The organism is Achromobacter sp. ESBL13 (assembly GCF_036668755.1).
Lineage (GTDB): Bacteria > Pseudomonadota > Gammaproteobacteria > Burkholderiales > Burkholderiaceae_B > Achromobacter.
The window spans coordinates 260,688-273,616 of sequence record NZ_JAZEVT010000003.1 but is presented as its reverse complement, the minus strand read 5'-3'; the positions used below and the strand labels follow the sequence as shown (position 1 = coordinate 273,616).

12 protein-coding genes are annotated in these 12,929 nt (G+C 65.7%); 4 read left to right on the top strand and 8 right to left on the bottom strand.

Going from position 1 to position 12,929, the window contains the following annotated elements; all coding sequences use genetic code 11:
• Positions 1-23 precede the first annotated feature (23 nt).
• From V6F88_RS15480 to V6F88_RS15445, 8 genes are all read right to left on the bottom strand, one after another.
• Positions 24-1,043: an extracellular solute-binding protein gene (locus V6F88_RS15480; protein ID WP_332610568.1), complete on the bottom strand. Its 1,020-nt coding sequence runs from the start codon at positions 1,041-1,043 to the stop codon at positions 24-26.
• Positions 1,044-1,079: 36 nt separating this feature from the next.
• Complete coding sequence (locus V6F88_RS15475) at positions 1,080-2,732, bottom strand: ABC transporter permease (RefSeq protein WP_332610566.1); 1,653 nt, start codon at positions 2,730-2,732, stop codon at positions 1,080-1,082.
• Complete coding sequence (locus V6F88_RS15470) at positions 2,729-3,778, bottom strand: ABC transporter ATP-binding protein (protein ID WP_332610565.1); 1,050 nt, start codon at positions 3,776-3,778, stop codon at positions 2,729-2,731. The genes V6F88_RS15475 and V6F88_RS15470 overlap by 4 nt, the downstream gene beginning before the upstream one ends.
• Before the next feature lie 43 nt (positions 3,779-3,821).
• Positions 3,822-4,670, bottom strand: coding sequence for an inositol monophosphatase family protein (locus V6F88_RS15465; RefSeq protein ID WP_332610563.1), 849 nt, complete (start codon positions 4,668-4,670; stop codon positions 3,822-3,824).
• A 10-nt stretch (positions 4,671-4,680) separates the two neighbouring features.
• Positions 4,681-6,258, bottom strand: coding sequence for an FAD-dependent oxidoreductase (locus tag V6F88_RS15460; protein WP_332610562.1), 1,578 nt, complete (start codon positions 6,256-6,258; stop codon positions 4,681-4,683).
• On the bottom strand, positions 6,255-7,379 hold the full coding sequence (locus tag V6F88_RS15455) for an NAD(P)/FAD-dependent oxidoreductase (protein WP_332610561.1): 1,125 nt from the start codon (positions 7,377-7,379) through the stop codon (positions 6,255-6,257). The genes V6F88_RS15460 and V6F88_RS15455 overlap by 4 nt, the downstream gene beginning before the upstream one ends.
• 74 nt (positions 7,380-7,453) lie before the next feature.
• Positions 7,454-8,386, bottom strand: coding sequence for a 4-hydroxyproline epimerase (locus tag V6F88_RS15450; protein ID WP_332610559.1), 933 nt, complete (start codon positions 8,384-8,386; stop codon positions 7,454-7,456).
• Positions 8,387-8,637: 251 nt separating this feature from the next.
• Entirely contained in the window at positions 8,638-9,552 is a 915-nt protein-coding gene (locus V6F88_RS15445) for a dihydrodipicolinate synthase family protein (RefSeq protein WP_332610558.1), read from the bottom strand.
• Between the two features lie 223 nt (positions 9,553-9,775).
• Here V6F88_RS15445 and V6F88_RS15440 point away from each other — a divergent pair, with 223 nt between their 5' ends.
• The 4 genes from V6F88_RS15440 to V6F88_RS15425 are packed head-to-tail and all read left to right on the top strand — an operon-like array spanning position 9,776 to position 12,793.
• Positions 9,776-10,408 (top strand): DUF4198 domain-containing protein, encoded by a 633-nt coding sequence (locus tag V6F88_RS15440; protein WP_332610556.1) that lies wholly within the window; start codon positions 9,776-9,778, stop codon positions 10,406-10,408.
• 23 nt (positions 10,409-10,431) lie between these two features.
• Positions 10,432-10,713, top strand: a complete 282-nt coding sequence (locus tag V6F88_RS15435; protein ID WP_332610860.1) for a DUF3649 domain-containing protein — start codon at positions 10,432-10,434, stop codon at positions 10,711-10,713.
• Entirely contained in the window at positions 10,710-12,473 is a 1,764-nt protein-coding gene (locus V6F88_RS15430; RefSeq protein ID WP_332610555.1) for a PepSY-associated TM helix domain-containing protein, read from the top strand. The genes V6F88_RS15435 and V6F88_RS15430 overlap by 4 nt, the downstream gene beginning before the upstream one ends.
• On the top strand, positions 12,470-12,793 hold the full coding sequence (locus tag V6F88_RS15425) for a DUF3325 domain-containing protein (protein ID WP_219991916.1): 324 nt from the start codon (positions 12,470-12,472) through the stop codon (positions 12,791-12,793). Before V6F88_RS15430 ends, V6F88_RS15425 begins: the two co-directional genes overlap by 4 nt.
• Positions 12,794-12,929 lie beyond the last annotated feature (136 nt).

The following is a 12,929-nucleotide window of genomic DNA, read 5'->3' as shown; positions in this document are numbered from 1 at the left end:
GGTTGCGCTTCAAGCACCGTGCCTCAGGCGCTGCGCGCCTCTGCGACAAACGCGCGCCAGCGTGCAAGAAAGGCCTCGCGACCGGCGGAGGCTTCGGCTTCATCGACCGGCACGATGTTGATGTCGGCAAGCGGCGGCATGTCCAGGTGCTTGCTGACGTCGATGTCGTCCCGGCTGGGGCGGCGATAGGCGTTTTGCAGCAATGCCAATTGCATCTCGCGCGACAGCAGCAGGTCGTACATGCGCTGGGCGGCCTGCGGGTTGGGCGAGTTCTTCACCATGGCCATGTTGTCGGCCACGGTGAAGGTGCCGTCCGACGGGTACATGATGCCGATTTCCTTCTGGCCGCCCGCCACATAGGGATACGCCGTTGATTCGAAAGTGATGCCCACGGCGTACTCGCCCTGACCCACGCTGCGCACCACATGCGAGGCCGCGCTGGAGACACTGACGTTACGCGCCAGCGCTCGCAAGCCGTCGGTACCCAGCACGCGCTCGATGCCCCACAACGCGGTAAAGGCTGTTGAACTGTTGCCCGGGTCGCCGATGATGACCTTGCCTTTAAAGCGGCGGTCGGTCAGGTCGGCCCACGACGTCGGGGCGGGGCCGGACAACTGCCGCGCATTGACCATGCCAACCACGACGTGCAGGTTGGCGGCCATCCAGAGGTCGTCGGGGCCATGCAGGTGCTCGGGAATCGCGGCGATGTGCTTCGAGCGGTAAGGCTTGAACAAGGCGCGGTAGCCGTGCATGACGTTGGCGCTGGACGTCCAGAAAAGATCGCCCTTGGGCTGGCCCGCTTCGGCTTCGATCCGTTTCAGCAACTGGCTGCTGCCGCCCGCCACCGTGCTGGGCTTGATATGGGGCAGCAGGTCGCGCGCGAGATCGCTGGCGGTCTCGACGGACTGGGCGTTCAACGTGGTGTACAGGACGACTTTTTCGGCCCGCTGGGCCAGCGCCTGAGCGGGCAGGGCGCCGATGCCTCCGGTGACGGCCAGCAGCTTGAGCACCTGGCGGCGGTTGAAAGAGGGAAGCTGAATCATGGCGGTTCCTTGAAGGGTGGGGTGAAAAAGGCGGGCTCAGGCAAATAGCCGGATATTGAAGACACGGGTCGCCAGCAGCACCGGCGCCAGAATCACGGCGATCAGCACCAGGCCATAGGCCGATGCCTGCGCCATCAGGCCACTGTCGATCAGTCGGAAAATCTGGATGGGCAGCGTTTCATGGCCTGGCGAATACACGATGACCGACGCGCTCAGTTCAGAGACGGTGGTGGTCCAGGTCAGGACGGCGGCGGCGGCGATCGCGGGCGCCATCAAGGGCAGCACCACCTTCAGGAAGGACGCCAGTGGCGGCACCCCCAGGCTGATGGAGGCCTCTTCGATGGAGTCGGGCAGGTTGAACAGCGTGGACGACGCGTTGCGCACGCCAAAGGGCAGTCGGCGCACGATGTAGGCCAGCACGATCAATGACGCGGTGCCGGACAAATCGAACGCGCCATGGCCGAAGGTCATCAATAGACCGATGCCGATTACCGTGCCGGAAAGTGCTAGTGGAATGGAGCTTAGGTAATCCAGCCAGGGCGTCAACAAGTTGCGCTTCTTGACGATCAGGTAGCTGGCCAGCGTGCTGAAGGCAATGGCGATCAGCGTGGCGGCTCCGGCGAACAAGACGGAGTTCAGCACCGGGCCGGGGGCATTGATCAGCACGCGTTCCAGATGCGCAAGCGTCCATTCACCCCAACGCATGACCGGGCCATGCGCGCGTGTGAAGGCTCCCACGGCCAGCGTGCCCAGGGGCAACATGGACAGCGCCATCACGGCCAGCGCCGCACCCGCCATCGCCAGCGCGCCGGGCCCGCGTATCGGCGTCTCGGGCGCGGCGCGCCCTTGCGTGATTTCATAGCGGCCCCGCGACACGATCCAGCGTTGCAGGAACAGGGCCAGCATCACCAGGGCAATGGATGTGGTGGCCAGCGTGCTTTGCATGACCGGGTCGCTGCCGGTTTCGGATACGGACGCCTGATACGTCAATACCGACAGCAGTTCGACGCGGTGCCCAAGAATCATCGACGTGGCGAAATTGCCCACCACCATGGTGAAGACGAGCAGCGCACTTGCCAGCACGGCGGGCAGCACTACCGGCGCCATCACCTTCAGGCGCGATATCGGGGGCGACGTGCCCAGGCTTTGCGCGGCCTCTTCAAGCTGCGCATCAAAGCCGCGAATGGCGGCCAGCGTGCCAATGTAGATGTACGCGTAATACGTGAACGTCATCACGGTCAGCAAGCCCGGCCAGCCATAGAACGACGGCGGGTCCAGTCCCAGGCCGTCACGCAGGGCGCGTGTCAGCACGCCGTTGTTGCCCAGGATCATCAGCCAGGTCTGCGCGCCGATCACTTCGGGAATGATGAGCGTGATCAAGGGCAGGATCGACACCAAGGCCTTGCCGGGATAGCGGTGGCGCGCGGTCAGGTAGGCAAGCGGCACGCCGATGGCCGCGGCCAGCAGCGTGACGCCCGCGCCCAGCAGCAAGGTGTTGCCGATGGCGCGCGGATATCGCGGATCCGCCAGCATGATTTGCCAGCCGGACAGGCCTTCGTCGTTGCGGGCCAGCATGCTGGCCGACAGGATGTTCAGCACAGGCCAGACCAGGAATACCAGCAACACGGCCAGCACCGCCAGCGACAACCACGTCCAGGGCGACCGCAGGATGGGAACCAGGCGCTTCATGATGCCAACACCAGGGTTTTTTGCGGGTTGAAAACCAGGTCCACCTTGGCTCCTCGTGCCAGCGCCGCGATCGGGTCGCCGTGCACGTCCACGTTCATATGGCGGCCACTGGGCAGTTCGACGCGGTAGTTCGTCTTGATGCCCAGGTACTGCTGCGTCAGGATCCGTGCGGGCACGCCGGCGCCCGCGGTGGTGGACAGCAGGATGTCTTCGGGGCGCGCAACCAGAACGGCCTGGCCTGTCACGGGCACAGGGGCATGCGCGGCCACGGGGTGCCCGTCGAGCTGCAAGCGGACCGGCCCGATTTCACGCGCGTGGCATTGCACGGGCAGCAGGTTGGCCGCACCGATAAAGTCCGCCACGTAGCCGCTGGCCGGCTGGCTGTAGATATCGCGCGGCGTGCCCAACTGCGCCACGCGGCCCTTCTGCATGACGGCGATCTGGTCGGATAGCGCCAGCGCTTCTTCCTGGTCGTGCGTGACAAAGACGGTGGTGATGCCGGCCTCGCGCTGGAGTTCGGCGATGGTCTGGCGCACCTGGATGCGCAGCTTCGCATCCAGGTTGGACAGCGGTTCATCCATCAGCAGCACCTGCGGCTGGATGACCAGCGCGCGTGCAAGCGCGACGCGCTGCCGCTGCCCGCCGGACAATTCGGCAGGCAGTCTTGCCGCGTATTGCCCCAGGCCCACCCGTTCCAATGCCGCCGTAACCCGCTGCTGGATCTGGGCGGACGCCACCTTTCGTGCGCGCAGCCCGTACGCCGCGTTGTCGAACACGCTGCGGTTGGGAAACAGCGCATAGTCCTGGAACACCATGCCGATGTTGCGTTGGTGCGCGGGCAGCCGGGTCACGTCCTTGCCGCCAAAAAGCAGTTGGCCGGAAGCAACGGCCGTGAATCCCGCGATGGCGCGCAGCAGGGTGGTCTTGCCGCAGCCGCTAGGGCCCAGCAAGGTAAAGAAGGCGCCGGGAGGAATATCCAGGCTCAGGCCGTCGATGACGCGCTGATCGCCGTACGAGATGCAGAGTTTTTCAATGCGGATGTCCATGCCCGGGGGCTCCTGATGCGTGCAAGGTGTGTGGGGGGAAGGATCAATCCATTGCCTGGCGCACCAGCTGCAAAGCCTGCCGATGGCGTCGCGGGTCCCCCGCGGCGAGGATGCGCGACGCCGGGTTGCCGAGCCCGAGCGCCTGTCCGTTCCAGTCCGTGATGACGCCCCCGGCGCCCTGGATGACGGGGATGAAGGGCGCGTAGTCATACAGCGCCAGGCGGGCGTCGATGGCGATGTCGGTGCGGCCGGCGGCCAGCAGCCCATACGCCAGGCAGCATCCACCGTAGATGCGCCAGCGGGTACGTTCGCGCAGCGCCTGCAAGGCGGGAAGTTCGTCGGGCGCGTAGAAGTCCGGGTTGCTGGTGCTGAGCATCGCATCGCCCAACTGGTCGCAGGCACGTGTGTGGCAGGGCACGCCGTGATGCAGGGTAGGGCGTCCGGCAGCGCCGACCCAGCGATCACCGGTGGCGGGAAAATCCATGATGCCCAGCACCGGCGTGCCGCGCTGCATAAGCGCGATCAAGGTGCCGAAGACGGGCACGCCGGCAAGAAAGGGCGCCGTACCGTCGATGGGGTCAAGCACCCAGACATGCTCGGCGTCCAGTCGCACGATGCCGCCTTCTTCTCCGTAGATGCCGTGCTTCGGGTACGCGTCTTCGATACGTGCGCGCAGGTGCGCTTCGATGGCTTGGTCCAGCGCGGTGACCAGGCTGCGGTCCGGCTTGATATCGGTGCGCGGCAGGCGGGGCCTGGCGGCGTGGGCTGCGGCGTTGGCATTGTTGTCGGCATCAAGCTCAACGGTGTGGTTCAGGTAAGGCGCGTACATTTTTCGCGCCTCGTCAGCCAGGCTTTGCGCGAACGCGATGTGGGCGTCCAGGGTGTTCGTCATGAGGGGTTCCTTAGTCGAGCGAGTTGCCGGATGAGGACGCGATGGCCGCCAGCGTGTCGATGCGGGCGGGCGCCAGCAGATGTCGGGGGGGCAAGGGCTGCCAGCCATAGAGGGCTTGGGCGGCGGCGCCGCAGATGCGGCCCTGGCAGGCGCCCATGCCGCAACGCGTGTGCAGCTTGGCGTCGGTCCAGTCTTGATGCGCCGCCAACGCGGATTGCGGCACGTCTTCGCAACGGCAAATCAGGGTGTCCGGGCGTGCCAGGGACAACAGCGGCGCGCGTAGCGCGAAGGGGCCGCGTAGCGCGTCGGCAAATTCCTGCCAACGCGCAAGATCGTTCGACAGGCGCGCGGCCTGGGTCAGTTCGCCCACCGCCGCATGGCCGGCGCGCGTGCCCTGCACCCGGGCGCGTTCGTTGCCGCCGATGCCCGTGCATTCGCCTGCCGCGAAGATGCCGGGCACGGTGGTTTGCTGCACGTCATCCACGTGCAGGCCACCGTGCGCGTCCAGTTCGCAGCCCAGCATCTGTCCCAGCTTGATGTTGGGCACCAGGCCAAACCCGCAGGCCAACCGATGGCAGGCGATGGTTTCTTCGCCGTCCGCGCGGCGTAGCCGCACCTGTTGCACGCGCCCATCGCCGGTGGCTTCCAGCACGTGGCTGGCAGTACGGTAGTGCGGATTGAACAGCGCGACGGCTTGCGCGGCCTTGGCGGGCCAGCGGTGCAAGCGATAGGCGAAGCGCAGCAATGCCCGCCAATCCGCTTGTTCGGCAATGCGCACGACGCGCGCGCCCGCCCGATGTGCGGCATGCGCCGCGGCAAGCAGCAAGGGGCCCGTGCCGGCGATGACGAGGCGCTTGCCGCGCAGCGGTACGCCCGCTTTCACCAAGGCTTGCAGGCCGCCCGCGCCGGTCACGCCGGGCAAAGTCCAACCGGGAAATGGCAGCAGAAGCTCACGAGCGCCCGTGCACAGGATCAGCGCGCCATAGTGCTGCGCCCAACCTTCGCGCGCATTCTCCAGCATCAGCGCCCGTTGCCCGGGCAAGCCGGCCATGCCGACGACACGGGTGTCGCAAAGCAGCGTGATATTCGAATATTGCGTCAGTTGTTCGCGCAGGCGCCGGGCAGGGGCGGGTATGGACGCGCCCGGGCCATCGCGCCAGATCTGGCCACCCGGTGCGGCGTTGTCGTCCACCAGCACAATGGCGCGTCCGCTTGGCGCGGCGGCCAGCGCGGCTGACATTCCAGCAGGGCCGGCGCCGATGATCAGCAGGTCGCAGGCATTTGCGGCAGCGTCATGTCGCGGGGCTACGCCAGGCGGGGTGCTGTGTTCCAGTACCGTATCCACGCGCATGCCTTCCTGGCAGCGCGTTTGGCATGCCAGGCGCAGGCGGCCATCGATCAGGACCCGGCATTCGTGGCACACACCCATGCCGCAAAATGCCGCGCGTTTTTCGCCGGACACCGATACGCGCGAATTGCCGGGTGACCTGGCGGCCAGCGCGGCGGCGACGCTGCTGCCGGGTTCCACGCGCATCGGCCGGCCGTCAAGCTGGATGCGCGGGCGGGCGGAATATCGCGGACGCGTCATGGCGTTACCTCGTCAAATGAGCGGGATGGTGCAAAGGGCGCGGCAGCCAGCGGCGGCGTTGCGTTCGTCATGAGAGCGGTCAGCAAGGCGGCGGTGGCGGGTGCGGTGGTGACGCCCAGGCCTTCATGGCCCAATGCCAGCCAGAGCCCGGGGCGGCTGGGGTGCGGTCCAATCAGCGGCAGACCGTCCGGCGTGGCGGCCCGGATGCCGGTCCAGGTGCGGATGAGGTTCATGCCCGACAGACCTGGCAGGAAGTCGATGGCCTGCTTGAGCATGCGCGACAGCACCATGGGATCGATGTCGGAATCGGCTTGCCCGATCTGGCGTGACGAACCGATCAGTAGCTGGCCCGTGGGCCGGGGCTGCACGTTGAATGCCACGGAGGCGCCGTCGCGTTGCTGGGTGCTGGCCATGTAGGCAAGCTCGACCAGTTGGTGGCGAATGCCGGTCGGGTAGCGGTCCGTGATGGCCAGATGGCCTTTTTTGGGAACAAGAGGCAAATCGTTGCAAAGGTGGGTGGCCAACATGCCCGCCGCCAGCACGACGGCCTTGGCAGGGCGCCGCGAGCCATCGGCCAGGACAGCGCCGCGCTCGTCAATCTTGTCCACGCGGGCGGCCTCGAATGACACGCCCGGTGGCGCGTGCGTCAACAGCCAGCGCGCCGCGTTGGGGGCATACACCAGGCCGTCGCCGGGTACGTGCAGCGCGCCGGCCAGGCCGGGGCGCAAGAAGGGTTCGGCGTCGGCCAGTTGCCGCGCGCTAAGCAGCGTGGCCGCTATTCCGTGGTGGACAAGACGCGCGTGCTTGCGTTCGGCTTCGGCCATGTCGTCGGGATTGGCTGCGACCCACAGCGTGCCGCATTCGGTGTAGGCGCATGCGGGGTCTGCTGCGTTCATGCGCGGGCCCCACTGCCGCCATGTGTCGATCGAAAGGCTGCTCAGCGCGAGTTCGTCGGGGTCGCCGTCCATGACGACCAGATGGCCCATGCCGGCCTGCGTGGCGCCTTTCAGGCCGGCGTCCAGCACATGCACTGACAGCCCGGCGGCCGCCAGGTGGCGCGCACAGGCGGCGCCGATAATGCCCGCGCCGACGATCAGCACGTCTTTCGTGGGGTGTGGCATGCGTAGGCTTCCGTGGCAATTAGCGATTAGCGAATAGCGGTCAGCAAATAACGGTCAGCAATAACGGCCGGCGATCAAAGCCGGATGCCCCAACCGAAGGGGTCGTCCGGCTGGATCAGCAATGTGGATTCGGCGCAGATGTGGGCGCGCCCGCGTATGGTGGGAATGATCTGCCCGTCCGCCAATTCATAGCTGGCCTGAAAGGTGCTGCCGATGACACTGGCCTGCCGCCAGATTTGCCCCGGGGCCAGCTTGCCGTCCGCGGCAAGGCAGGCCAGCTTGGCGCTGGTGCCGGTGCCGCACGGCGAGCGGTCATAGGCTTTGCCCGGGCACAGCACGAAGTTGCGGCTGTCGGCGTTGGGGTCGGGGGAGAACAGTTCAATGTGGTCGATTTCCGCGCCATCGCGGCCGCTGATGCCCGACGCTTGTAACGCCTGGCGGATGGCCCAGGCGTACTGGGTCAGCGCGTCAAGGTTGTCTGGCGCAACGCGCTGCGCGTGCTGGCTGACCAGGAAGAACCAGTTGCCGCCCCAGGCGATGTCGCCGACGACCTTGCCGTATTCGGGTACATCGACGCATACGGCCTGGCGTAAGCGGTAGGCGGGCACGTTGCGCACGCTGACGGATCCGTCTTCGTGCAAGGTGGCGCGGATCGTGCCGACCGGCGTTTCGATACCGTGTGTGCCGGGTTTGATACGGCGCAGGTAAGCCAGGGTGGCGACCAGCCCGATAGTGCCGTGGCCGCACATGCCCAAATACCCGGCATTGTTGAAGAAGATGACGCCGGCGGCATTGGCCGGGTTTTGCGGGGGGCACAGCAAGGCCCCCACCAGGACGTCGCTGCCTCGGGGTTCAAGGACGGTTGCCGCGCGCCATGCGTCGTGCTTGTCGGCAAGGCGGCGTTGCCTTTCCGCCATGTCCGCGGCGCCCAGATCAGGAAAACCGGAGACAACAAGCCGGGTGGGTTCACCGCCGGTGTGGGAGTCGATGACACGGATCTGATTCATTGACGCGCCTTGTGCAGAAGTTGTAGACGTGCAGCGAAAAAGCGGCCCGGCAATCAGTGCTTGCCGGCGGACGAACAAGAAGAAATCGAACAAGCGAACGGGCTAGTCTAGGCAATTAAACGCGTGGCGTCGTGTCGTAGAGACCGCAACGCCACGCATTTTCCTCACCGCGCGATTCAGCGATAACGCCATGGCATTGCTGGAAATTCCTGGAAGTCATCGGCCGGATCATCGTCGGGCGGAAAGGGCGGTCAGGGCAGCGACTGGTACTGCGCGGGGCGCGTTGCCAAGGCCTGCGCCACAACGCGTTCGATCAATGCGCGTTCTTCGCCAATGACCGGCAGACGGGGTCGGCGCACGTGTTCGGTGCCTACGCCAACCAGCGCGTCGATCAGCTTCAGGTTCTGAACCAGCTTGGTGGATACGTCCAGATGCAGCAACGGCGTCATCCATTGATAGAGCGACAACGCCTCGGCGTACTTGCCCGCCTTCATCAGGTCGTAAAGCGCGACGGTTTCACGGGGAAACGCGCAGCCCACGCCGGCCAGCAGGCCATCGCAACCCAGCGCCAGGCCTTCGTAGGCCAGATCGTCCACGCCCAGGAAGATCTGGTAGCGGTCCCCCACGGTGTTGCGCAGGTCGGTCACGCGGCGGGTGTCGCCCGAGCTGTCCTTGACGGCGGCGATCCATTTGCAGTCGGCCAGCTCGGCCATGTGGGCGGGCGTCAGGTCCACGCGATAGGCCAGCGGGTTGTTGTAGACCATGATGGGTTGCTGCGCGGCATTGGCCATGGTGCGCACATTGAGCATGGCCTCGCGCGCGTCCGCCACGTAGATCAGCGACGGCATGACCATGAAGCCCGCCACGCCCAGCTTGTTGGCGCCTTCGATGTATCGCAGCGCTTCGCGCGTGCTGGTCTCGGACACGTTGGCCAGCACGGGCACGCGGCCGCCGGACGCCTCCAGTGCGATCTTGGTGACCTGTAGCTTTTCTTCCAGCGTCAAGGTGCTGGCCTCGCCAAGCGAGCCGCAGGTGACCATGCCATGGATGCCGTTGCGAATCTGGAAATCGATGTGCTTGGCGGTGCCTTCGGCGTCGATCTGTTCATCGGCGTGGAACTTGGTGGTGATGGCGGGAAAGATGCCTGTCCAGCGAGGGTGCGTCATGAGGAACTCCAGGGTTCACGTGCGGTGGGTGGCTTCAGATATATGGCTAATATATTTAATTCACGGGTTAAAGGAATGGGGGTTAACCAGCGCCTGGCCTTCCGGCACAAATTTCGATGGATGCGGTAGTGAGAATGGTTATAATTCAGGCCGATAAAAAACAGGCATCGGCCGCGGGGCTTGTCTGTTGTCTTTATCAGACTAAAAAACCAGAGGAACCAGAATGAACTTTGCAAGGACTTTGGCCGCTATCGCGCTCATGGGATGCGCGGGCGCTGCGCAGGCGCACTTTGTTTGGCTGGAACGGGGGGGCGAAGGCCCGGCCAAGGCGTACTTCGGCGAATGGGCCGACGACGTGCGCGAAAAGCAGGACGGCTTGCTGGGCAAGATTCTGGTGGCGCCCGTCGTGACCGCCGCTGACGGCACCGTGCTGAAGGCCTCGGGCAAGGGCGCGGACTTTGTGGAATACGCGGTGTCCGGAAAGGGCGACGTGCGCCTGGCCCAGCCGATGCAGTTCAAGGAAACGCTGGTCAAGTACGGCGCCAAGGCCGGACGCACCGATACGCAGGCCAAGCTGGACCTGGAACTGGTGCCCACCGCCGCCGGCGCCAACGCTTTTGTCCTGAACTTCGAAGGCAAGCCGCTGGCCAAGACCGAAGTGACCGTTTTCGGTCCCCCTAAGTGGGAAAAGCGCTTCTGGACCGACGAGAACGGTCGTATCGAAATCACGACGCCGTGGCCGGGCCAGTACGTGCTGGAAGCGGCGCACATGCAAGAGAAGGCGGGCGAGGCCGACGGCAAGACCTACGCCAAGATCCGCTACGTTTCCACCCTGACCTTCAATGTGAATCCGTGAAAGCTCCCGCAGCCGGCGCAGGCATGATGCGCTACCGCATGGCCGTTTTTTCCAGGGCGGCTGCCGCCATTCTGGGCGGCTATGTCCTTGCCTCGGCGGCTGCGGCGTGCCTGGCCGCCTGGCTGCCCATGGGGCGGGCGGACGCCGTCACCACGGCCCTGATGGTGTCGTTCGTCGTCTACACATGCGGCGTGATCTGGGTGTTTGCCACGCGTAGCGCGTGGCGCGCCTGGGTCGGTATTTTGCTGCCCGCCGCATTGTTGGGCGGCTTGTTCCTGGCCGGCCGCGCGATGGGGATGGCATGACGGCACGAAAGCCCAAAGCGCAGGGCGAAGAGGGCCTGCGCCAATCGATGTCGTGGCTGCACACCTGGGCCGGATTGATATTCGGCTGGGTGTTGTTCGCGATGTTCCTGACCGGGTCGCTGGCGTTCTTCCGGCCCGAGATCACGCGCTGGATGCAGCCCGAGATCCAGGTGCAGTCGGCGCCCGCCGTGCAGTCGGTCGAGATGGCGCAGCGCTACCTGAACGAACATGCCCCGGACGCCAAGCGCTGGTTCATCACGCCGCCGTCCGATCGCGAGCCGCTGATTCTGTTGCTGTACCAACTGTCCAAGCCCAAGCCGGGCGAACGCGGCTTTGTGCGCGTGAAGCTGGACCCCGCCACCGGGCAGGCGGTCCAGGGGCGCGAAACACGCGGCGGCGATTTCTTTTACCGCTTCCATTTCGAACTTGAGACCGCGTTCCCGTGGGGGCGCTGGCTGGCCAGCATCGCGGGCATGTTCATGCTGGTGGCGATCATCAGCGGCATCATTACCCACAAGAAGATCTTTGCCGATTTCTTTACCTTCCGTCCTGGAAAGGGCGGACAACGCGCCTGGATGGATGGCCACAATGCCCTGTCGGTGCTGGGGCTGCCTTTTCATCTGATGATCACCTTCAGCGGCCTGGTGCTGTTCATGGTGATGCTGATGCCCGCCGGCATCAAGGCCGTCTACGAAAATCCGCGCCAGTACACGGACGACGTTTTCAAGTCATTCAAAGTCACGCCGCCGCTGAATCAACCCGCGCCGCTGGTGCGGATTGCGCCGCTGGTCGAGCAGGCACAGCAGCAGTGGCAAGGTCGACTGGGCCGCGTCACGGTAAACAACCCGGGCGATGCGGGCGCCACCGTGACGTTGACGCAGGCCGCCGCTGACGGCGTGTCGTTCGGTCTGATGGCGCCGTGGATGCGGTTTGACGGGGTGACCGGCAAGCCAACGGAAGGGCAGGGCGAGTTGGGCGCCACCGCCAGAACCGCCGGCACGATCACCGGCCTGCACCTGGGCTTGTTTGCCGAGCCCTTGCTGCGCTGGTTCTATTTCCTGGTCAGCCTGGCCGGCACCGGCATGGTGGCCACGGGGCTGGTGCTGTGGATTGCCAAGCGTCGCCAGAAGGCGCGGCCCCAGGATGCGCGCGAAGCGTTTTCGCTGCGGTTGGTGGACGGCTTGAATGCCGGCACCATCGCCGGCGTGGTGCTGGGCGTTGCCGTGTTCTTCCTTGCCAACCGCCTGCTGCCGGCCGACCTGCCGGGGCGTCAGTTGTGGGAGTCCCGTAGCTTCTTCGCGGCGTGGGCCGTGTCGCTGATCTATGCATTTCTGTTCCAGCGCCGCAAATGGCAGGACCTGCTGGGTGTTGCCGCCGCCGCGCTGGCCCTGGTGCCGGTGGTCAACGCGTTGACGACATCGCGCCACCTGGGCGTGTCGCTGCCGCAAGGCGATTGGGTCATGGCCGGATTCGATCTGACCTGCCTGGCCAGCGCCGTGTTGTTCGCCTGGATGTCGCTCAAGGCGGCGCGAGCGCGTCGCGCGCCGGCCAAGGGGGCTGCGCGGGGGCGGGCCAATGCGGCGGCATCAACGGCCACTACGGCCACTACGGCCTCTACGGCCTCTACGGCCTCTACGGCCTCTACGGGCTCTACGGCCTCTACGGCCTCTCGGGCCTCAACGGCATCAACGGCATTAACGGCATCAACGTCCCCCGCGACCGCCGCCGTCGTCTACGAACCGCGAGGTGATACGCCATGACGCTTGCAGCTTTCTGCCTGGCCTACGCCGGTTTTTCCGCGCTGTGCCTGGGAATGGACCGCCACTACGAAGACCTGTTCGACCGCGCCATCCCGCGCCGCCACCGCGTGCCGTTGCGCATCTTCGGCTGGATCGCGCTGGCCTTGTCGCTGTACGCATCGGCCACGGTCTGGGGCTGGAGCTACGGCACGGTGGAATGGATCGGCATCCTCAGCATCGCCGGCTTGCTGCTGATCTGGTTCCTGACGTTCCGTCCGCGCGCGGCGTTGACCACGGGCGGAATCTGCGCGTTGGCCGCGCCGGTATTCGCGGTTCTGTAGGCGGCCGTTCGCGCAGCCCGCGTACATGGCGTGATGGCGATTTGCGCGGCGCTGGTCGGGCGCCCGCCGTCGCAGTCGGGCAAGGCGCCGATGCGCTGGCACGTTACACTGCTTGTTTCCCCCTAGCACACGCCTC

Excerpts from the sequence above, each read along its gene's own strand:
- V6F88_RS15480 (WP_332610568.1), bottom strand. The coding sequence starts at position 1,043 with ATGATTCAGCTTCCCTCTTTCAACCGCCGCCAGGTGCTCAAGCTGCTG.
- V6F88_RS15475 (WP_332610566.1), bottom strand. The coding sequence starts at position 2,732 with ATGAAGCGCCTGGTTCCCATCCTGCGGTCGCCCTGGACGTGGTTGTCG.
- V6F88_RS15470 (WP_332610565.1), bottom strand. The coding sequence starts at position 3,778 with ATGGACATCCGCATTGAAAAACTCTGCATCTCGTACGGCGATCAGCGC.
- V6F88_RS15465 (WP_332610563.1), bottom strand. The coding sequence starts at position 4,670 with ATGACGAACACCCTGGACGCCCACATCGCGTTCGCGCAAAGCCTGGCT.
- V6F88_RS15460 (WP_332610562.1), bottom strand. The coding sequence starts at position 6,258 with ATGACGCGTCCGCGATATTCCGCCCGCCCGCGCATCCAGCTTGACGGC.
- V6F88_RS15455 (WP_332610561.1), bottom strand. The coding sequence starts at position 7,379 with ATGCCACACCCCACGAAAGACGTGCTGATCGTCGGCGCGGGCATTATC.
- V6F88_RS15450 (WP_332610559.1), bottom strand. The coding sequence starts at position 8,386 with ATGAATCAGATCCGTGTCATCGACTCCCACACCGGCGGTGAACCCACC.
- V6F88_RS15445 (WP_332610558.1), bottom strand. The coding sequence starts at position 9,552 with ATGACGCACCCTCGCTGGACAGGCATCTTTCCCGCCATCACCACCAAG.
- V6F88_RS15440 (WP_332610556.1), top strand. The coding sequence starts at position 9,776 with ATGAACTTTGCAAGGACTTTGGCCGCTATCGCGCTCATGGGATGCGCG.
- V6F88_RS15435 (WP_332610860.1), top strand. The coding sequence starts at position 10,432 with ATGATGCGCTACCGCATGGCCGTTTTTTCCAGGGCGGCTGCCGCCATT.
- V6F88_RS15430 (WP_332610555.1), top strand. The coding sequence starts at position 10,710 with ATGACGGCACGAAAGCCCAAAGCGCAGGGCGAAGAGGGCCTGCGCCAA.
- V6F88_RS15425 (WP_219991916.1), top strand. The coding sequence starts at position 12,470 with ATGACGCTTGCAGCTTTCTGCCTGGCCTACGCCGGTTTTTCCGCGCTG.